Genomic DNA, 21,032 nt, shown 5'->3' on the forward strand with positions numbered 1-21,032 from the left:
TTCTGGATGGTTGAGGAAAGCGGAAATGGATTGCTTGAGGATCGATCCTCCTTTCAAAGACTGATATTGCTTCGGAATAGGACCACCGATGCGTGTTCCTCGACCAGCGGCCATGATCAATGCGATGATTTTGAGCGGTTGTGACATGATAGGTCGATCTTCAGTAGTAATTAATGGCCCTTTGCACCTGGAGCTACACTATCGATTGTGGACCTTAAAAATCAAGGGGTTGTTCTAAAACAACACGCACGGGTAAGCGGATGAGTCTTGAAATGTATTGATTTAAAACTATATTAAGTTATGTAAATACAAAACTTATGTTTTTTCTATTGATGATGTCAAATAGGGGAGACGAGTATGATTAACTTTACAGTTTTGTATCCCAACACCCCCAACACAACGTTTGATGTAGATTACTATGTCAGTATTCATATGCCGCAGTTAATACTTGAATTTGGCACGATCCTGAATGAGGTGAATTACGAATTAGGCATTGCTGGGGGTGAACCAAATTCTCCCCCAGCGTTTTATGGCATTGCCCATCTGACATTTGAATCAATGGAAACCTTAATGATGTTCATAAATAATGCGTCGCCTATCGTTGCGGACATCGGAAATTTTACGGACACAATTCCCATTATTCAAGTCAGTGAGCTTACCAATCTTTAGCGTTTAAAAGTCTGTTTCTTGAATGCGCTCTTCAGAGAGCACTTCTTCATAAACAACCGCACTTTTGATCATTTCTTTTAAACTTTGCGTATTTTCATGTCCATGATTTTTGGAAGCATGGTATGTTGCAAGGTCAACGAGTCTATCAACTTGCTCAGCAGGGGCTGACAGCTTAATTTTGCAGTTATCATCTGATGGAAATTTGCCACAATCTATAAAGGCCCAACGGGTCGTCGCCATAATTAATCTCCTTTTTATAATAGGTTAGAAATTATAGCATACCTCGTTGTTTATTAATGAGTGGTGAAGAGAAGATTAAAGTGTTGGAGCTGGTTTAATAAATTAGGGGCTCTGTTGCACATTATGAATATTATTCTTTTATTGTGCAACAGAACCCTAGCGTTCACCATTAGATCTTCGCACTCAACGACCTTTTGGTGTCCGTTTCCTTACAACAATACTGTTTTTTACGCTACGCACGCCTTCAACTTTGCGAGCAACTCTCTCCGCTTCTGCTTTTTCTGCTGCAGAGTCTACAAAGCCACTGAGTTGAACCTCATTTTGGAATGTTTCAACGTGAATTCTAAACAGCTTTAATTTGGGATCATTAAGAATCTCCGATTTTACAGAACCTGTAATCGCAGCATCATCCAAATATTCACCAGCGGTTTCTCTACCAGAAAAAGCAGCACATCCTGCTAGAATAAAAAGAACGCCCATCACATATACGGATCTCTTTATTTTGTAAGCTCCTATAGTAAGAGACTTAGATGTGGCTCTGCCTGACAGGAAAGGATTCAATTTATTAAATGAATTATTTTTCATGGCTTCTTCCTTCCTTTAAATCATATTTAGTATTTCTAGAGTTGAACCTTGCCACTCAGGAGAATGGCAAGATATCAGGTCCTAAAACTAACTTATTTTTCCAATTGCCTTTTCTTGAACTTTTCTAACCAGGACATTTACGGTAATCTTTTGAGACGCCCCTGTTGGATCTCGGCGATAAATTTCAAACGGGTATTCACGACCAGCATCTAAACCGGCCATGAGTTCTAATGCTCTTGAATGATCCGTTACTCGATTTCCGTCTATTTTTGCAATAATATCTCCCGCCTTCAAACCTGCAGTCTCTGCTGGTTGCTTTGGTATGACAGCGCTAATAAAAGCACCCTCAGAATCTTTAAATCCTGCTGCTGCTGTCTGAGCTGGAGTTGCCGTTGAAATCTCTACACCAATAATATTCCTAAGATCTGACGATGCACTATTTATCGCTTCCATATTCCCAGGATCTGCATAAGATATCGCGGAAACCGCCGCACCTACGACAAGAGTGACACACACTATTTTTGAAACTGTATTTATAGCATTCATTTTATTTCTCCTTTGTTTGTTACTGAATATATACGCTACCAAGAAGACGGTATTGGGTTTGTCTCCAGCTTACAACGTGAAAAGAGGCCGAATTTTAACGCAGAAAAGATCTTCGATCGTAAACGCCTTCAAGCGAAAACATACTAAATGGTGCTGGTGAGGTTAGAAACTTCCCTTATAAAGGCATAGTCTCAGCTATTTTTTATAATTTGTGATGTTAAATTTTGGTTTGGATAAAAAAATTGGTATTGGGATTCAACTATAATTTTCTTCCCTAATTCAAGTCACCCAACCATTGTTCCAAATCATCATACCTTTGGCACATCATAAAATTCCTCATCCATATTTGGCTTTTCCAACGATACAGCGGGGGGAGAAGCGATATTCGTATAACTATTGGGATATCTAATTTTCTTCACCGGCTCAATTGTATCTCTATGCGCACATGCGACAACAACTACACACACCATAATTAAAAGAAAATGTTGAAACATGGTTCTTTCTCCTTTCATTACAATTCACTAACCTTTTGCGAGACTTATCATGCATAAAGTAAAGGGTTTTAGGGTGATAAACAAAGTTAAAAATCACACACTTTTTACACAAACTAAGCATTGTGAGTCTACCCATTACCTGTTTTATTGATTCCCTTGCGATTTTCGTTTCCGGTAATTTTATGAAAAATATAAATGAAAGACTTGCAAAAATTCTTTAGTGATGGCAAATTGCCAAAATACGATAATTTTCAAAGTAACAGAAAACTTTAACGAGAAGTTGTGTGCTTTAGGATCTTTAAAGGGAAAAATACTTCCTTTAGTTCCATCAAAGCATCTTCTTAACGTATTTTGAACAATCAATAGGAGTCCTTTTTGCCCCTGAATATAAATGAACTTGATATATATCTTGGTAAACGAGTAAAGTCATTTCGCGTCAAACTCCATTTGCCACTCAAATCCCTCGCCATGAAACTGGGAATTTCCATTCAACAATTGCAACGTTACGAAACGGGTCTGAATAAAATATCCGCAAGTTTACTCTATACAATTGCACTTGAGTTTAAAACCGATGTTGCCATCTTCTTTGAAGGGTACAAAGGCTTTCCGAGAAGTTTGACCCTTCCTCGAACCCCAAATAATATTTTGCTCATCGAACAAAGTAAAGATGATGAAGCTATATTCCGCCAAGCGGTGATGGATTTCACAGAAAAATTAAATGTGTATACTTGCCATGATGGAGAAGAGGCCCTTAATTTTCTGAGAAGTCTGGAGGAAAGTTCTGCATTGTTCTTCCCAAAGCCGGATCTTATATTTCTTGATTTAGCTCTTCCGCTCATTAGCGGGTTAGATGTATTGAAAGACCTCAAACGCCGACCAATGACTCAAAGCATTCCTGTTGTTATTTTCTCTCGGAATACCTCTCATGATGACATGCTCAAGTCTTATTCATTTCATGCAAGTGGTTTTATCAATAAGTCCTTTTCCTACAATGAAGTGAAGGAGCAAATCCATAAAACGCTTTCCTACTGGATACACACAGTTGTGCTTCCTACAAAGGAAGCTGTGGGGAAAAATTAGAGGACCCTTGTAAGGTTCTCTTCATACAATTCTTGTACAGATTTCGGAGTATTTCTCATGATACTCCCAAATTCCCCAATAGGGAGCCTTTCATTCAAAACCTGAAAAACCCCCTTAGCTGTTTCTTCTAAATCCATATCTTGATAAGGATATAAAGACACTGCGATCGCATTTAAAAAATCCTCTTTCCGAATTTCATGATCAGGCACAAAACGAGGGTGCCAATTCTCAAAAAAAATCCCTCGAATATCAAGGGGAAGCAAGGCACTCAATTGTGAAGCGAATTCTAAAGGCAGCAGAGCCCGAAGCTCATGCAAGACTGCCTTTAATGCTGCTAATGCTTTTGTCTTATTATTTCTCTCCCAATGACATGCTTCTTCTATGGCATATAACCAATCCATCGTTTGATGAATATTGATTTCGTGTATCGATACTGCAACCATTTTGGATCTCCTTTTCCCGTGCATAGTTCATTTTTCTTAATCTCCAATTCGTTGCAGCAATCCTTCTTAAGATTTCTTACATGATTCCCCCACATGCCATTACTTCATGAGGGAAGTAGAGCATTAGCACCGCAAAGAAAATATAACCTATTAAAAACAGACCCGGTACAAGCATTTCTTTCACAGTTAAGGCGGCTTTGCCTGCCTTTTCATCTGTTAGAGAAAAGACTTTAGAGAATACTTGTAAGGGAAGGTTTTTTTCTAATTTAACTAACAGTTCACTTCTGATTTCAACGGATTTTTTGATTGTCGACATATAGCTCAACCAACTAACACAGAACAGCGTACCCATCATGATTAGGGTAAGCATAAGAAGAGATTTATGATGTTGTTGAATGTTCTGGGCGTCTCTTAAATAGGCTAATACGGAAACAACTAAGCCATTTGCCCCAATCCAAAAATTATTTGAACTCTCACGTGTATCATTAATTCTGTTCAAAGTTTCTACAAGGATTCCATACTGTTGGACCATTATGTCCTGTACCGCTTCACTTTTATAGGTAATTTCAGAATCATCTTTCATGATCAATCCTTCCCTTGTGTTATAGCGTTTGATTACCCTTAACTTATATGGGTGCCTTCTGCCATAAGCTCATGGCAGAAGGACTTTAACTTTAAGCATCTTTCCTAGAATGAGAAAAATAAGAAGCGAGTATAGCAAGGGCAAAGACAGTTACAACTGCCTTAGGCGTGGCCAAAGAAGCTGCTTTTTTCATAATATCTTTGCCTGAAATATCACTTACCTTACCTGATAAATCACGCACAGTATTTTCAATTTCAGAGATAAAATTCATAGCTGATGCAGGTTTTGGTTTCAAAAACCATGCAGCAATGAATAACAACATACTCGTTACAACCAGCACACCACATATTGCCAACAGAGCCATAGTCTCCCCGTAGTTGGGTAAAAAGTGGTGGTATAAAACCTTACATCCAATGACGTAACCAACCCCCAAAACGATAACAGCACTTAAATTGATAAGAACCATCATTAAAGCAGGTCCTTTTTTAAATGCTAGCGGGTTGAAATCATTAACAATAAGACGTGATACTAACCCAATTATGTCTGTCATTTTAAGACCCTCCCAATGATAAAGCCCAACCCGCCGGCTATTAATATGCTTTTAAGTGGATTATTCTTTATGTATTCATGAGTATATTCAAAGGTTTCCTCAGAATATTCTTCTAATTGATTTGCATAATCTCTGACATGCTCAGAAGCAGAATCCTTCATGTCATCAAAAGCATTTCTTAAATCGTCGAATGAATCATTTGCAATTTTCTTTAAAGGCTCCCACTCTTCGGCAGAAGCTGCCTCTAATTTGTTATAAGAGTTACCTGCAGCTTTAACAATTTCTTGCAAAGACTTAATAATTTTCTCGCCCTCTTTACCAGCTTTTCCCTTAAAGGAACGCTGTGCGGCAGATAACTTGTCTGTATATTGATCTAATTCTTTCTTCAATTCTTTTAAGTGTTTTTTGTTATCGCTCATTTTAAGCCTCCCCGATAAGTTGTTGTTCTTTTTGTAGGACCTTTTGCAACCCCAGCTTTATAAGCTAACGTCGTATTACACACATTCACAGAATTCGCATTTCACTTCCACGTTAAAAACGACTGCAATTTCAACCTCGTTAACTTAACTGAGAACCAACTCAACACTCAGGCCGATTCGGAATTGGTATTTATAGTTGTGAGAAATTCAAGTGGGAAAACGGGTCTCAATCAACGATCCCGATCTAACAAGTATGACGGAGACTTTAATATTGTCCCTCTTCTAAGCACCCTAAACATTTCAATATAAGTTAACGCGCAGAATTTTTTGAGTCTAAAGGCTTTGGGAGTTCTTCAGCCATCTTCGCCCTTGGATGCGCGGCCTCATACACCTTCATGAGGCGCGCCGTATCAACATCCGTATAAACTTGTGTTGTGGAAAGAGACGCGTGGCCTAAGAGTTCCTGAATGCCGCGCAAGTCCCCTGAGGCGCTCATCAGATGCGTGGCGCAGCTGTGTCGCAAGGCATGGGGTGTGGCCGTTTCGGGCAAACCAATGGCGCGGCGATAAGTTCGTAAAGACTTTTGCGCAATTGCCGGATCCAACCGCTTTCCCTTTGCCCCTACAAACAAGGGACCCTCAGGCGCCAAAACATAAGGACATAAGCGGATATACTCTTCCAATGTCTGACGGATGATGGGCAACACCGGCACCATCCGCTGACGCTTTCCTTTTCCCTGAACCAAGAGAGTATCCGCGTCAAGGGGGGCTTGTTTGCGTGTTAAACTCAACGCTTCCCCTAAACGCAGTCCGCAGGAATAAAGCAGCGTAAAGAGCGCGCGATTCCGGCAACCAATCCAGGGAACATCATCCAAGATATCAATATCATCCACAAGGCTTTTGGCTTGATCTACGCTCAAAGGACGCGGTAACCCCACTTTGAGGCGCGGAGACCGAAGACCCGCCAACACGGTGTTGGGGGGATAGCCGTGCTTGGCAAGGAACCGGAAGAAACTGCGGATGACAGACAGAGCGCGGGCGGTCGAACGATGCTCATAGTTTTCTGAAGAGCGATACGCAAGCCAAGCCCGAAAGTCCCGAAGGGTCAGCTTCATCAGGTCCTCAATGGAGATGATTTTTCCCTGATGACCATTTTGAAAGACCAAAAACTGTTGAATATCTCTTTCATAGGCCTCCACGGTGTGTGGTGACATTTGGCGGGCGTCTTTGAGCCAATTTATCCACTGTGTTATCATAACGGCGAGGGTCATCTAATTTCTTTAGTTGATTGTTTTTATTTCCCTATTTCTATCATATAGAAAAGCCGAAAGTAAGGAAAGACTGAAGGTTTATTATAGGAGCACCCCATGAATCCGTGCAGAGAATTCCAGAGCCCTCATTGGGAGCGAAAGCGAAGCAATCCAGGGGCAACAGGCATGATCATTCAGCATTAATTAAGCCATGCATTGGGCTTAAAGGGTTGTTCTTGGCCCCTGGATTGCTTCGCTTTTGCTCGCAATGACGACCATGTGTTTTGTGATATTAGAATATGGCATCCGAAGAATATTTTACCCCTAACAAGCCAACCCATTGATTTTAAACTTGAAAACTGCTCTCAAGGAGTGTACCTCTCAATCTAGGGATTAACTTTTAGATATTAAATTGCGTACGATGACCATTCAAATTGGCCCCATTTCTCTGTCGATGCCAGTAATTCTGGCACCCATGTCCGGCGTTACAGATATGCCGTTCCGACGCCTTGTCAAACGTATGGGCGCAGGGCTTGTCGTATCTGAAATGATTGCCAGTCAAGCCATGATCCGCGAAACGCGTCAATCCATGCGCATGATTCAAAAGTCCCCCGATGAATTCCCAATGGCGGTTCAGTTGGCCGGGTGTGAGCCTGATGTGATGGCCGAAGCGGCAAGGCTCAATGAAGATCTCGGGGCTCAAATTATTGATATCAACATGGGCTGCCCTGTCAAAAAGGTCGTTAATGGCTATGCGGGATCTGCCTTAATGCGCGATGAGCTTTTAGCCGGGCGGATATTAGAAGCCACGGTTAAGGCTGTCAAAGTGCCCGTAACCTTAAAAATGCGCACTGGTTGGGATGACGCCAATCGCAACGCACCACGTCTTGCGAAAATCGCTGAAGAGTCTGGGATTCAACTATTGACCATTCATGGTCGCACCCGATGCCAACTGTATAATGGCTCCGCAGATTGGGCCTTTATCGCGAAGGTCAAAGAGGCTGTTCGTCTTCCCGTCATAGGAAATGGGGACGTTGTCACGGTTGAAGATGCCGCAAATTTATTGCAACAAAGTGGTGCGGATGGCGTCATGGTCGGACGAGGGGCCTACGGAAAACCTTGGTTTATCAACCAAGTAGGGCACTATCTAAAGTCCGGAGAAAGACTGCCAGAGCCGCCTCTAGCCGAGCAACACCAAATTATTTTAGAGCACTTCGAAGAAATATTGTCTCATTATGGAGAAAATACTGGCGTAAAGATTGCCCGAAAGCATGTGGGATGGTACAGTAAGGGACTCGCTGGGTCCACGGACTTTCGTGTTGCTGTCAATCAGATGGACACGCCTTCTGCTATGATAGCCTTGATTAATGAGTTTTATCGTCCTTTGTATACTTAATTTTTAAGGTATACATGAAATTGGTAAGGGATTCGTGTTAATGCCGCTACAACAACCTAAAATTCCCCCCATCTCCACCAAGACAGGTCTTTCGGGGGCAGTGGAATCTTTCTTAAAGGACTATTTTGCCGCTCATAATGGAGACCTCCCGACAACAGGTTTGTATGAACGCGTGATCCGGGAAGTCGAACGTCCTCTTCTCAGAACGACCCTTAAGGCGGTCATGGGGAATCAGAAAAAAGCTGCAGAAATTTTAGGAATCAACCGCAATACTTTACGTAAAAAATTAACCGACCTAAATATAGATGTGCGCGATTTTTAGGAATTCCCCCAAAGATGGACTTGTGCCTTTCCAAATTTCACCCTACAGCAATTCCTTCCTTAACACCTTCTTTTCGACATCTTTTGCCTTTATTTTTTGCACCCTTTTCCCCTATTAATCAAGGAGGGTGTAACAAAAGCCTATGAGCACCCCTTCTCCTCTCTTTCAAAAAATCTCTCTGTCGTTTGTCCGATTTGCACAAGACTATACGTTGTCGCGTCGTCTCGCAGCGGGACTCAGCGTTGCTGCTTTTCTGTCAGTTGTTGCGACATTTGTTGCACTCGCAGGCGGGAAGCCCTTTTCAGATAAATCCGCACGGGTATTGCCCTTCATCTACCTTGACCTGACCTTAATGCTCCTTCTAGCCGTCATTATTGCGAAGCGGCTTGTAGAGCTTTGGGTAGAACGTCGCCGAGGTCTTGCCGGATCAAAACTCCATGTACAAATTGTCGGGCTATTTTCATTCATAGCAATCATTCCCGCCATTTTGGTTGCAGGATTTGCCGCAATTTTTATAAATGTCGGGGTCCAATCTTGGTTCAGTGAGCCTGTCCGTGCTGCCCTGTCCGAAGCACAGGAAGTTGCAGACTCTTATTTGAAAGAACATAAGCAAACCATCAAACACGATGCCTTAGATATTGTGCGAGAACTTGCTCCAGAAGTCGTTGCTTTGTCAAACGATCCTAAGACATTTTCGCGAATTCTCACGGACAAAGGCTACACCCATAGATTGAGTGAAGTTGTTGTTATTAATGGGAATAAGCAAGTTGTAGCACGGTCGTTATTTGCCTTCTCGTTTGAATTTGAAAACCTTGTCAATAAAGACTTAGATCGGGCTATAAATTTTGTTCAAGCAGGCGAGAGGGTCGCTTTTCTCGCTGACTTGGGGAAGGAATCTATTGACCGCGTACGCGTTCTCGTACGCTTGGACCCCATAACGGATACTTATCTCTATGTTGGAAAATTAACAGATAAGGCCGTATTGAAACACATTGCGCGTACGGAAGGGGCTATCAAAGAGTATGACCGCCTTGGCGAACAAAGTACGTCGCTTCAATTAACATTTATATTGTTTTTTGCCGCGGTTGCATTGTTGCTCTTATTAGCAGCTATCTGGGGTGGTTTGACCATTGCAACCCTCCTCATGCGACCGATTACGCGACTTATTGTCGCAGCTGAACAGGTCAGTCAAGGAGACTTGACCGTTCAGGTTACGGCCGAAGGGTCAATGAATAATGAACTCGGAAATCTGGCGCAAGCCTTCAATCGTATGACTTCTCAGCTTAACTCCCAAAGAAAGGATTTGATTAAAGCCAATATTCAAATCGATCGACGGCGTGAATTTATTGAGACTGTCTTGGCGCAAATTTCTGCTGGTGTCATTCGTTTAGATGAAAAACGACGCCTTGACCTTGTAAATCATCGCGCAGCAGCATTACTATCTGTGTCTTTAGAAAAAGTAAAACGAAAAAAACTTGAAGCTGTTGCGAATGAACTCAGCCCTCTTTTAGACAGAGCCGTTACACAAGTTCCCCAGCAATTGAATGAACAGGTCACGTTGGTACGTCGCGGTTTAGCATGCATTCTACAGGTTTCAGTTATCGTTCAAATTGAGCGGGATGTTGTTAAAGGATATGTTATTACTTTCGATGATGTGACCGCTTTAGTAAGTGCCCAGCGAAAAGCCGCATGGTCAGATGTCGCGCGTCGAATTGCTCATGAAATCAAAAATCCTTTGACACCTATCCAACTCTCTGCTGAACGTTTGAAACGCCGATATTTGAAAGAAATCTCATCTGATCCTGAAACCTTTAATGCTTGCATTGAAACGATTGTCCGCCAAGTTGGGCAGATTGGAAATCTGATTTCGGAGTTTTCTTCATTTGCTCGCATGCCAAATCCAATTATGAAAGAAGAGGATTTAGCTGAAATTTGTCGACAAGCAGTGTTTTTACAAACGCAAGCGCGACCTTCCATTTCCTTTCAGTTGCAAGTCCCCCAAGATTCAGTTATGGTTCGGTGTGATGCACAACAAATTAGTCAGCTTTTAACAAATTTATTACAGAATTCTATCAATGCTTTGGAAGCTTTTTATTCATTAGAAACAGCAGTCGCAGATCAACTGTCTACTGCAAAAATTGCTTTAAGTCTTGAAGTGGAAATTGAAAATATCTTGTTAATTGTCGAAGACAATGGCCCTGGGTTTCCAGTTGAAGGACGTGAACAGCTTACAGAGCCCTATTTCACGACCCACACAAAAGGGACTGGTCTTGGCCTGGCAATTGTTGCTAAAATTGTGGAAGATCATCGAGGTAAATTGGAATTAGGCGATAGTTCTTTAGGGGGTGCAAAAGTCACGATTGAACTGCCAATTGCACCTGAAAACGATTAGAGAAGAAGACCAATACTATGGCTCATGACATATTAATTATTGATGATGAGGCTGATATTCGGAGCCTTGTTTCAGGGGTTTTAGACGACGAGGGTTATGTTACTCGTACGGCAGCTGATGGAATCAGTGGCCTCGAGGCAATTAAAGCCCGTCAACCAAGTCTTGTTATTCTAGACGTTTGGTTGGGGGATAGTGATCGGGATGGCTTGAAAATCCTAGAAATCATTAAGCGAGATCACCCTTATGTTCCTGTTGTTATGATCAGTGGACATGGAACAATTGAAACAGCTGTAACTGCCATTAAAAATGGGGCCTATGACTTTATTGAAAAGCCATTCCAAACAGCTCGTTTGCTGCTTGTTATTCAACGCGCCATAGAAGCTGCGCGCCTGAAACGTGAAAATGCCGACCTTAAAGTCAAAGTTGGGGATCATGTTGATCTGATCGGCGCCTCCCCTTCCATGCAAGCCATACGCCAAATTATTGAGCGTGTCTCCCCAACAAATAGTCGGATTTTGATTGCCGGGCCTTCGGGCGCTGGTAAAGAAATCATCGCCCGAAAAATTCATGCTCTGTCACGTCGCGCAGATCAACCCTTTATTGTTTTGAATTGTGCTACCTTGCACCCAGATCGCCTCGAAGCTGAACTCTTTGGAACCGAAATTGTCGGATTAGACCCCACCGTACCTCGTAAAATTGGTCTCCTTGAACAAGCCCATAACGGCACTTTGTATCTGGATGAAGTAACGGATCTTCCTTTGCCTACACAAAGCAAGCTTATTCGCGTTCTCCAAGATCAGTTCTTTACACGTCTTGGGGACAACCAAAAAATTGAGGTCGACGTCCGGATCACCGCCTCATCTAGTGCCAATATCCCCCAAATGATCCAGGATGGTCATTTCCGAGAAGATCTTTTTTATCGCTTGAATGTTGTCCCGGTTCAAGTTCCAGCCCTACAAGAGCGCGTAACGGATATACCTGACTTGTTCCAATACTTTATGACCCAATCTGCTCTAGCTCATGGATGTTCCCCACGACGATTAAGTGAAGACGCCATGGTCATTTTACAATCCTATTCTTGGCCAGGTAACGTTCGGCAACTTAGAAATGTGGTTGAGTGGATATTGATCATGGCTGGTGGAGATCCTCGTGAAGAAGTCAAATCCGAGATGTTGCCCCCTGAAGTCCGCTCCGACACGTCTCTTGCTTCCTCCACCCAAGCCCCTAATATCGTGGTCCTGCCTTTGCGAGAAGCACGGGAATTGTTTGAGCGTGAGTATTTGCTCGCGCAAGTCAATCGCTTTGGGGGCAATATTTCCAAAACAGCACGATTTGTTGGCATGGAGCGTTCTGCACTTCATCGGAAATTACGGGCGCTTGGCGTTCATGAGGGACGCTACCAAGAAGAGGAGGCCACCCCAGAATTAACCAATCATGAATTGAAAATTGCATGAAGGTCATTATCTTAGGCGCTGGACAAGTTGGTTTTAATATCGCCAAATATTTAGCCGTCGAAGAAAATGACGTAACCATCGTTGACCAATCCGCCGAACTCTTACGAAAAATTGGTGATACGCTTGATGTTCAACCGGTGGTTGGATTTGCCTCCCATCCTGACGTTTTGCAACAAGCGGGCGCCGCAGATGCGGATCTCATAATTGCTGTTACGGGCTCTGATGAAGTCAATATTGTCGCTTGTGAAGTGGCAAATTCCTTATTCCACGTAGAAACAAAGATTGCCCGTATTCGCAATCAAAATTATTTGGACCCCTACTGGTCTAACCTCTTTACAAGCGGCAATTTAGCCATCGATCACATCATTTCTCCTGAAGTTGAAGTTGCCAAAGCCATCAGCCGCAGCATCAAAGTAACCGGTGCCTTTGATGTTATTCCTTTGTGTGGCAATCAAGTAAAAGTCATTGGTGTTCGATGCATGAGCAACGCCCCGATTCTCAACACTCCTTTACGTTTATTGCCCGGCTTGTTCCCCAAACTTGAACTCGTCATTGTTTGTATCGTACGAGGCGTCGATGTATTTATTCCAACAGGCGATCATCAAATGCTCCCAGGAGATGAGGTATATTTTATTGTTTCCCAAGGTCAAACGAGTAGTGCGATGGAGGCCTTTGGCTTTGCTGATACAGCCGTTCACCGCGTTATCGTCATGGGCGGCGGCAATATCGGGATGACATTAGTCGCCGATATTGAACAAAACCAACCGGATGTCATTACCCGGATTGTTGAGAAGAATCAGGCCCGAGCAGAATATGTGGCGCGTCATCTCAAGCAAACAGAAGTATTGTGTGGTGATGTCTTGGACGCTGAAGTGTTATCCGAAGCCAATGTCCAGTCTGCAGGAACCATCGTCGCCGTTACAGATGATGATAAAGTCAATATTTTAGCGTCGCTCCTCGCGAAGAGAAATGGCGCCTCTCAAGCTTTGATTTTATTGAATAATATGGCCTATTCTTCCCTTGTGACCTCTTTGGGCATCGATGCTGTCATCAGCCCTCAAGCCATCTCTGTTTCCACCATTCTTCAGCACGTCCGCCAAGGGCGTATTCGCTCCGCCCATTCATTGAGGGATGGTAGTGTGGAGATCATCGAGGCAGAAGCACGAGAGACATCCCACATCATTGGTTTAACGGTCGACGATATTAACATCAAGGGAGCGATCATGGTCGCAGCCCTCGTGCGTGAAGATGAAATTACCGTCGCCCCAACGCGCTTAAGCATACGTGTCAGTGATCGTTTGATTCTGGCCGTTTCAAAAGAAGCCGTGAAAAAAGTGGAACGTCTCTTTGCCGTTCGTCCGAGTTATTTGTAATCTATCGTTCTTTCTTCTTTTATTTTCTTGTGGAAAATTCTAAATAATTTCCTTATGTATAAGTATTATCTCGCCAATAATTATTTCTGAATTGGGATATACTCATATTTTTTGGAGGTCGTTATGAATTTTGAAAATAAGCTGGTTGCCATTTTAAATAAAGACGTCGAACCCGGTGTTGTGCTCAATGCGCTGGCTCATATGACTATTGGTTTGGGTGCTGAAGTAGGCAAATCCACCCTTCGACTCGACGATTATCAAGATGCAACGGGTAACGTTTATCCGAATATTTCACAAATTCCGTTCATCATTTTGCGGGGCAAGTCCGGAGAAATTCGCAAAACCATTGAAAAAGCCAAGGAACAAAAGATCTTGCACGGTGTCTTCTTGAACACCATGACTGGAGGCACGTATCAGGAACAGTTAGTACGAACTGCTGAATCTCAAGCAGACGGCCTAACCTATTATGGCTGCGTCTTGTTTGGGGACTGGGCCACGGTTTCTGAAATGACCCGTAAATTTTCCTTGTGGAAATAAATAGAGAAAGAAACAGGCTTGTCTAATACTCCTATAAAGCTTGATGGTATTGAAGATGGCGCCCTCGTGGCCGTTGCCATGTCGGGGGGCGTTGACTCTTCAGTGACGGCCGCTCTTGTCGCGGAAGCGGGCTATCAGGTGGTCGGCATCACGTTGCAACTCTACGATCATGGGCAAATGGTAAATAAAAAGGGGGCGTGCTGCGCGGGCCAAGATATCTATGATGCCCGCATGGTCGCTGATCGCCTCGGGTTTCCCCACTATGTCCTGGATTATGAAAATGTCTTTCGCCAGGGGGTGATTGAAGATTTCGTCGATAGCTATCTCCAAGGAGAAACGCCGGTCCCCTGCATTCGCTGCAATCAGCGCGTGAAATTTAAGGATTTGCTGTCAACGGCGCGGGATCTGAATGCAAAAGCACTTATCACAGGGCATTATGTACGACGTATGGCGGGTGAAAAAGCAGCGGAGCTTCATCAAGCCATCGATCCCAATCGCGATCAAAGTTATTTTTTGTTTACCACAACCCAAGAACAGCTGGACTATTTGCGCTTTCCCTTAGGGGGCATGCCAAAATCCGAGACCCGGGAACATGCCCGGCGTATAGGCTTAAGCGTGGCCGACAAGCCCGACAGTCAGGACATTTGCTTTGTCCCATCCGGTGGTTATGCGAGCGTTGTTGAAAAATACCGCCCTGGGGCGTTGGATCCAGGCGATATCGTCCATATGGATGGCCGTGTGTTGGGGCAGCACACCGGGATCATCAACTATACGATTGGCCAGCGTAAAGGTCTTGGCGTTTCAAGTCCTGAGCCATTATTCGTGACCCAGCTTGACCCCGAAGCCCGTCGCGTTATTGTTGGACCCCATGAGGCGCTTGCCAAACCCAGCATTTGGGTACGCGACGTGAATTGGTTGACCGAAACTGCCTCTTTTAACGAAGGCTTGAAGGCTTCTGTCAAAATTCGCTCCACCCAAGGGCCCACCATTGCCACCATTTTTCAACGCGGGCCGAATCTTGCGGAAGTTCAATTTGAATCGCCGGAATACGGCGTTGCCAATGGCCAAGCATGTGTATTCTTTGAAGGAACACGCGTCCTTGGGGGCGGGTGGATTACTGCGGAACCTGTATAAAATGAATCCTAAGCCAGCCCCTTAGATATTATTCCCTCAAACACGAACGCTTCTTCTTTTCCAACTCCTCCTTCAATAATATTTGCCCTTTTCAAAAAAATTAACACATAATTAACATAAGGATAGATACGCTATTTATAGTGGCCCAAATTTGAGGGCCATTTTATGACTTTTTACAAGGAGAATGGCTGACGTGGCCAACGAACCGCAGAACAAGAAATCGTCCCATAAAACACAGTCGAAGTCGGGGTCCGTTTTCCCTTGGCGTCGATGGGATATGATCTTGAGCACGGTTGTGCTCAATGTTCTGGCGCTTGCAATTCCTATTCTCATCATGCAGTTGTATGACCGGATTATCCCCAATCAATCCTATAATACACTGTCTCTTTTGGGTATAGCTGTCTGTGTTGTCTTCGTCCTTGAGGCCAGTTTACGGTTCAGCCGAGGATATGTTTTAAGTTGGTTGGGGATGCATTTCGAACACGGGGCTTCAGTGGGCGCCTTCAAGCATATGGTCAATTCAACTTTAAAAGATTTAAACAAAAGAGGCGTTGGCGAACATGTTGAAAATATCGAAAGCACAACTATATTAAAGGAATTTTTGGCCGGACAAGGGTTCTTGATCTTGATGGATCTGCCTTTTGTGTTTTTGTTCTTAGGCTTGATTGCTTATTTCTCAACAAAAATAGCGTTAGCCGCCGTAACAATATTAACCGTTTTCGTTGTTATTGCCTGGGCCTTAGGGATTCTTTTGCGTAACCATTTGGAAGAACAGCTCGATGTTAACGATCGTCGATATAATTTCATCGTCGAAATGCTGACCAACCATCACACGCTGAAAGCTCTTGGGATGGAAGATCTCCTCTTACGTCGTTTTGAACGACTCCAAACGCACTGTTCCAATGTGAATTATAAAGTTTATTTATATGCAGCAGAAGCCCGAGATCTCGCTAGCACCTTTTCCTACATCATGTTTGTGGGAATTGTGGCTGTTGCTGCTTTGCAAGTCATTCATGAAGCCACCACCATTGGTGTGATGGCAGCTTCCATAGTTCTTACGAACAGAGCCATGCAACCAATTCAAGCCGCTATGGGCGTTTGGACGCGTTTCCAGTACTTTACCATTGCCAAAAAGAGAATTGAGGACCATTTTAGCTTAACCCTTGAGCCACCCCCCACCCACGGTATTGTCAAACCTGTAAAAGGTAAACTTACCTTAAAAGGGGTCTCCTTCCAATATGCCCCTGATAAGCCAGAAATCTTAAAGAATATTGACTTGGTTATTCAACCGGGATCCACGATTACCATTCACGGAAAGAATGGTGCTGGAAAAACAACCTTGATGTGGTTGTTAATGGGAAATCTGCACCCCGAACGTGGATCAGTCCTCGTGGATGATGAACCTATATCCACTTACCATTATCGAGACTTGCGTCGTCAAATGGCTTATATCCCCCCCAAAGGCATGTTATTCCAAGGAACAATTATGGAAAATATGACCATGTATTTGGGAGCGGCCCATATGGACGATGCTTTAAGTCTTTCGCGTCAGCTTGGGCTTGATGACTGGATTCGTCGCTTGCCCTTGGGCTATGAAACAAAAGTAGGAGATCAGCTATTCCTCCTTTTGCCCGATGGTATCCACCAACGCATTTGCCTCGTGCGTGCTTTGATTAATTGTCCAAAAATTCTGATTTTGGATGAGGCGAACACTTCATTAGATGAGGATGGCGATCGCTTGTTAAGGCAAATTGTTCGAAGTCTTCATGGTCAGGTGACCATTATTTTCGTAACCCACCGACCGTCTATACAAGAATTAGCCGATGCGTCTTACGAACTTGTGGATGGTGCTTTGCTCCCCAAAACCAAACTATCTCTTCCCGGAGAAACCCGAATCCAAGAAGTGCAACCGACTCAAGAAGTCCAAGAAGCGCCTACCCTCCAAGAAACGCCCCTCATCATTGAAGCTGAAGAGGAAACTATCGAGGTAAAAGCTGAGCCAAAACCAAAAAAGCAGAAGCGTCTTACTTTTAGAAAAAAGGGAAAAGATAAGAAAGTGAAGTCACCCGAAGCTATGCATCCTGACCACCCTGAAATAGGAATAGATGAATCAATAGGGATAGAGCAATGACAAAACCCTTTAACTATTATGACTGTGTCATGCCCTTGTTGCAGGCTTTGGGTTGGCATGGCCATGCACGCCGAATTTTTGAGGCTGTTCCCTATTTATCTCAGCAAATAACCTTATTAGACTTTCGGAACTTAATGGCCAACTTAGGGTATGTAAGCAAAAGTCATTCCATCAATTTGAAAGTCTTGCCTGAATCCTTGTTGCCATGCTTGTTTATAGCCAATAGTGGGGGAATTTACGTTCTGTCTGAAAGAGAAGATGGCGTCATTAAGGGTGTGGATTGCCAAACCAATGAGAAGGTAACCTTTTCAGAAACGAATTGGACGCGGGGAACCATTTACACTTTTTATCAAGAACCCGAAAATGCCACAAAACGCGGAACCTGGATATCGAATGTCATGATTAGATTCCACACATTTATATACTGGTTAATCGGCTTGGGGTGTTTAACAAGTATTTTAAGCTTAAGTTCTATTCTTTTCGTCATGGCCATTTATGATGAGGTTGTTCCTTCGCGCTCAGGCTTAACCCTTGGGTTCTTTGCCTTAGGACTGGTTTTGGCCTTATGTTGTATCCAGTTTGTACACGTGATCCACAATAAGGCATTAGCTTATCTCGGGGCACGGTTAGATATGATCGTTGGTATCGAAGTCTTACGTCATATCATCAACTTACCCATGTCCTTGATCGAAGGAGCGTCTGTGGCCAGTCAAGTTGCACGGTTACGCCAGTTTGACTCAGTCCGTGAAACGTTTACCGGTCCCATAGCCCAGATTCTTCTGGAAGGGCCTTTTATGATCATTTTTTTGGTGATCATATTCATGATTGCTGGGCCAATTGTCCTGATCCCCATATTCATGATATTTGTTTTTACTGTCTTTACTCTCATCATGGCCCCCATCATGCGACGCTCCACACAACAAACAGCTGCTGCTGCAATGGAGCGCCGGACATTTTTGCTTGAGGGAACATCTCATTTATCAACCATCAAAAATTTAGGCGCGGAAAAAACTTGGGTTGATCGCTTCCAAGATGTAAGCGCATCTCTTTCCGTTGCACAAAAACATACGGAATTACTATCGTCGCTTTCGACGAACATCAGCCAAATGATTATGAAAATAGCAGGCTTATCCGCAATTGTTTGGGGCGCCATTCGAGTTACAGACAACCTGATGTCGGTCGGTGCCTTAATGGCGGTTGTTTTGCTTGTATGGCGGGCACTTTCCCCCCTTCAAAGCGCCTTTATGATTTTAGGTCGTGTTGACCAAATCATGGATAGTTTGGATAAAATAAATCGCCTCATGCTCCTGCCCACAGAGCGACGCCACATTACGGGAAATCCCCATCGTTTTGAAGGGCTCATACGTGTTCAAAATGTTGGCTTTCGATATGCAAATGATCCGAATCCCGCCGTACAAGGAATCATGATGGAAGCCAAACCAGGAGAAATTGTCGCTATTGTTGGACAAAATGGATCAGGGAAAACGACTCTTATAAAACTACTTTTGGGTTTTTATTACCCCCAAGCCGGTTCTATTATGATCGATGGGATTGATATACGTCAATTTGATCCTTATGTTTTGCGCCAATCTATTGCTTATGTCCCTCAGCAAAACCAATTTTTTCATGGAACACTTGCGCAAAATTTACAGTTTTCTGCACCAGAAGCCACGGAAGAGCGCATGATTGAGGCGGCGAAACAAGCAGGACTCCTCTCGCAGATCATGGCTTTGCCTGAAGGATTTGAAACGCGAATTGACGAGCAACTTATGACTGTTTTTTCATCAGGCTTTTTGCAGAAACTCAATCTGGCCCGTGCCTATGTTCGAAAATCCAACATCATGATCATGGATGAGCCAGGCAATACGCTGGATAAGGAAGGCGATGACATCTTACGTCAAACAATCGAAAGTTTCCGCGGCAAAAAGACCATTCTTCTTGTCACCCATCGACCGAGCTTGGTCAATATGGCAGATCGAATCCTATCCCTTCAAGGGGGAACCATGCGCGTTTTTGGTCCTAAGGATAAAGTATTAGGAATGATAACAGGGGATGTAAAATGACAGACGAGACACCAACAACTCTTATAGATACTTATATTGAAAGAGCGACCAGTGGACGTCGCCTCCCTTCTTTGAACCGTTCCTTACATATTGAAGAAGGGCGTCCTCCTCACAGTAGCCGCATGAACATTTTAATTGCATCCGGTATCGTCTTTGCTTTTATAATATGGGCTGCTTTTACGCCCATCGATGAAATCGCAAACGCACCAGGCCAAGTCATCCCAACAGGTTTCATCAAATCTATCCAACATTTGGAAGGCGGAATCATCAGTGAGATTAATATCCATGAAGGAGATATGGTCAAGGAAGGCGACGTCATGATCGTACTTGATGGGAAAGGTGCTCAGTCTGAGCTTGAACAAGCTTTAGCAAAGGAAGCTTCTTTGAAAATAAGAGCAGAGCGTTTGCGATCCTTCGGGTTAGGTCAAAAGCCAAATTTTTCTGAGTATGTGGGAACCCACAAAAATTTAGTAGATGATCAACAAGCCATTTACGACATGCAGTTCAAAAATAGAGATGACCAACGGGCAGTAATTGAAAAGCAGCAGGAACAACAAAAGGCATTGCTTGCTGTTCAAGTGGGGCAGGAAGCAGATTTGAGAAGAGAACTTGTCATCCAAGAAGAACAGCTTGCGGCTGATAAAACGCTGTTAGACAAACAGTTAACGACGAAAACCGCCTATCGTAATACAGCCTTAAAAGTATCAAATGCACGAAAAGAATTAGCTCAAGTGCTCAACCAAATGCAACAAACACGACAAGCCATTGCAGAATCAGACAACAAGCTGACCGAGCTTGGAACGCGTTTACGCAACGACGCTTTAACGGAAATGGGTAATGTCACAGCTGAAATTGCTCAAGTCAAGGAATCCATTACAAAATTGCAAGACCGCGTCAATCGCTTGGAAATTAAAGCACCCGTTACAGGTATCGTGAAGGGGTTAAAGACCAATACTTTAAAGGGAGTCATTCAACCGGGCGAGGAAGTCCTTCAAGTCGTGCCTGAAAATGCCATGGAAGTTGAAGCGCAACTCAATCCAAAAGACGTTGGTAATACCCAAATTGGTCAGGATGTAACCATAAAAGTCTCCGCATATGAATTTTCACGCTTCGGAGGTATATCAGGAAAATTACATGCGGTTTCAGCATCTACATTTTTGGATGAAAATAAGAAACCCTATTACAAAGCATTCGTGAGCCTCGATCAACTTTATGTTGGCAAAAACCCCGCAGTGAACAGAGTTACAGTCGGTATGATGGTCCAGGCGGAGATTCATACAGGCGAAAAAACCCTTCTGCAGTATCTCATCAAACCTGTCTACAATGCTTACAAGACAGCGTTTAGAGAACGGTAGGTAGAAAGAATCTCTTG

The 21,032-nt window shown here is 43.5% G+C and carries 22 protein-coding genes; 12 read left to right on the plus strand and 10 right to left on the minus strand.

Going from position 1 to position 21,032, the window contains the following annotated elements:
• A partial coding sequence (locus K2Y18_05755) for a 2-C-methyl-D-erythritol 4-phosphate cytidylyltransferase (protein ID MBX9805239.1) occupies positions 1–147 on the minus strand: 147 nt, incomplete at its 3' end.
• Positions 148–357: 210 nt separating this feature from the next.
• Here K2Y18_05755 and K2Y18_05760 point away from each other — a divergent pair.
• Complete coding sequence (locus K2Y18_05760) at positions 358–669, plus strand: EthD family reductase (protein MBX9805240.1); 312 nt, start codon at positions 358–360, stop codon at positions 667–669.
• Positions 670–672: 3 nt separating this feature from the next.
• Here the strand turns inward: K2Y18_05760 and K2Y18_05765 are convergent, their stop codons facing one another.
• From K2Y18_05765 to K2Y18_05780, 4 genes are all read right to left on the minus strand, one after another.
• Complete coding sequence (locus K2Y18_05765; GenBank protein MBX9805241.1) at positions 673–909, minus strand: hypothetical protein; 237 nt, start codon at positions 907–909, stop codon at positions 673–675.
• Positions 910–1,092: 183 nt separating this feature from the next.
• Positions 1,093–1,389, minus strand: coding sequence for a BON domain-containing protein (locus tag K2Y18_05770; GenBank protein MBX9805242.1), 297 nt, complete (start codon positions 1,387–1,389; stop codon positions 1,093–1,095).
• A 192-nt stretch (positions 1,390–1,581) separates the two neighbouring features.
• Positions 1,582–2,040: a PDZ domain-containing protein gene (locus K2Y18_05775; protein MBX9805243.1), complete on the minus strand. Its 459-nt coding sequence runs from the start codon at positions 2,038–2,040 to the stop codon at positions 1,582–1,584.
• 308 nt (positions 2,041–2,348) lie between these two features.
• The gene (locus tag K2Y18_05780; GenBank protein ID MBX9805244.1) at positions 2,349–2,534 is read right to left on the minus strand and encodes a hypothetical protein; all 186 of its coding nucleotides are present in this window, start codon (positions 2,532–2,534) and stop codon (positions 2,349–2,351) included.
• A gap of 375 nt (positions 2,535–2,909) precedes the next feature.
• Between K2Y18_05780 and K2Y18_05785 the strand changes: the two genes are divergently transcribed.
• Positions 2,910–3,614, plus strand: coding sequence for a response regulator (locus K2Y18_05785; GenBank protein ID MBX9805245.1), 705 nt, complete (start codon positions 2,910–2,912; stop codon positions 3,612–3,614).
• Here the strand turns inward: K2Y18_05785 and K2Y18_05790 are convergent.
• From K2Y18_05790 to K2Y18_05810, 5 genes are all read right to left on the minus strand, one after another.
• Complete coding sequence (locus tag K2Y18_05790) at positions 3,611–4,057, minus strand: DUF2267 domain-containing protein (GenBank protein ID MBX9805246.1); 447 nt, start codon at positions 4,055–4,057, stop codon at positions 3,611–3,613. The genes K2Y18_05785 and K2Y18_05790 overlap by 4 nt on opposite strands.
• A 76-nt stretch (positions 4,058–4,133) precedes the next feature.
• Positions 4,134–4,640, minus strand: a complete 507-nt coding sequence (locus K2Y18_05795; protein MBX9805247.1) for a hypothetical protein — start codon at positions 4,638–4,640, stop codon at positions 4,134–4,136.
• A gap of 91 nt (positions 4,641–4,731) precedes the next feature.
• Positions 4,732–5,190, minus strand: a complete 459-nt coding sequence (locus K2Y18_05800; protein ID MBX9805248.1) for a hypothetical protein — start codon at positions 5,188–5,190, stop codon at positions 4,732–4,734.
• Positions 5,187–5,609 carry a hypothetical protein gene (locus tag K2Y18_05805; protein MBX9805249.1) on the minus strand — a complete coding sequence of 141 codons (423 nt, stop codon included), beginning with the start codon at positions 5,607–5,609 and terminating at the stop codon, positions 5,187–5,189. Before K2Y18_05805 ends, K2Y18_05800 begins: the two co-directional genes overlap by 4 nt.
• Positions 5,610–5,919: 310 nt before the next feature.
• Positions 5,920–6,879, minus strand: coding sequence for a tyrosine recombinase XerC (locus tag K2Y18_05810; GenBank protein MBX9805250.1), 960 nt, complete (start codon positions 6,877–6,879; stop codon positions 5,920–5,922).
• A gap of 400 nt (positions 6,880–7,279) precedes the next feature.
• On the opposite strand from K2Y18_05810, the gene dusB reads away from it, so the two are divergent.
• The 10 genes from dusB (at position 7,280) to K2Y18_05860 (ending at position 21,015) form a co-directional block, all read left to right on the plus strand.
• Positions 7,280–8,254 (plus strand): tRNA dihydrouridine synthase DusB, encoded by a 975-nt coding sequence (gene dusB / locus K2Y18_05815; protein ID MBX9805251.1) that lies wholly within the window; start codon positions 7,280–7,282, stop codon positions 8,252–8,254.
• Between the two features lie 40 nt (positions 8,255–8,294).
• On the plus strand, positions 8,295–8,576 hold the full coding sequence (locus K2Y18_05820; protein ID MBX9805252.1) for a hypothetical protein: 282 nt from the start codon (positions 8,295–8,297) through the stop codon (positions 8,574–8,576).
• A 142-nt stretch (positions 8,577–8,718) separates the two neighbouring features.
• Entirely contained in the window at positions 8,719–10,968 is a 2,250-nt protein-coding gene (locus K2Y18_05825) for a PAS domain-containing sensor histidine kinase (GenBank protein MBX9805253.1), read from the plus strand.
• A 17-nt stretch (positions 10,969–10,985) separates the two neighbouring features.
• Positions 10,986–12,422 (plus strand): sigma-54 dependent transcriptional regulator, encoded by a 1,437-nt coding sequence (locus tag K2Y18_05830; GenBank protein ID MBX9805254.1) that lies wholly within the window; start codon positions 10,986–10,988, stop codon positions 12,420–12,422.
• Positions 12,419–13,795 (plus strand): Trk system potassium transporter TrkA, encoded by a 1,377-nt coding sequence (gene trkA / locus K2Y18_05835; GenBank protein MBX9805255.1) that lies wholly within the window; start codon positions 12,419–12,421, stop codon positions 13,793–13,795. Before K2Y18_05830 ends, trkA begins: the two co-directional genes overlap by 4 nt.
• A 123-nt stretch (positions 13,796–13,918) precedes the next feature.
• On the plus strand, positions 13,919–14,332 hold the full coding sequence (locus K2Y18_05840; protein MBX9805256.1) for a DUF2000 domain-containing protein: 414 nt from the start codon (positions 13,919–13,921) through the stop codon (positions 14,330–14,332).
• Positions 14,333–14,410: 78 nt separating this feature from the next.
• Positions 14,411–15,466, plus strand: coding sequence for a tRNA 2-thiouridine(34) synthase MnmA (gene mnmA, locus K2Y18_05845; GenBank protein MBX9805257.1), 1,056 nt, complete (start codon positions 14,411–14,413; stop codon positions 15,464–15,466).
• Positions 15,467–15,659: 193 nt separating this feature from the next.
• Complete coding sequence (locus K2Y18_05850) at positions 15,660–17,597, plus strand: ATP-binding cassette domain-containing protein (GenBank protein MBX9805258.1); 1,938 nt, start codon at positions 15,660–15,662, stop codon at positions 17,595–17,597.
• Positions 17,594–19,660 carry an ATP-binding cassette domain-containing protein gene (locus K2Y18_05855; GenBank protein MBX9805259.1) on the plus strand — a complete coding sequence of 689 codons (2,067 nt, stop codon included), beginning with the start codon at positions 17,594–17,596 and terminating at the stop codon, positions 19,658–19,660. The genes K2Y18_05850 and K2Y18_05855 overlap by 4 nt, the downstream gene beginning before the upstream one ends.
• Positions 19,657–21,015 carry an HlyD family type I secretion periplasmic adaptor subunit gene (locus K2Y18_05860; GenBank protein ID MBX9805260.1) on the plus strand — a complete coding sequence of 453 codons (1,359 nt, stop codon included), beginning with the start codon at positions 19,657–19,659 and terminating at the stop codon, positions 21,013–21,015. The genes K2Y18_05855 and K2Y18_05860 overlap by 4 nt, the downstream gene beginning before the upstream one ends.
• Positions 21,016–21,032 lie beyond the last annotated feature (17 nt).

Source organism: Alphaproteobacteria bacterium, from assembly GCA_019746225.1.
Lineage (GTDB): Bacteria > Pseudomonadota > Alphaproteobacteria > Paracaedibacterales > VGCI01 > VGCI01.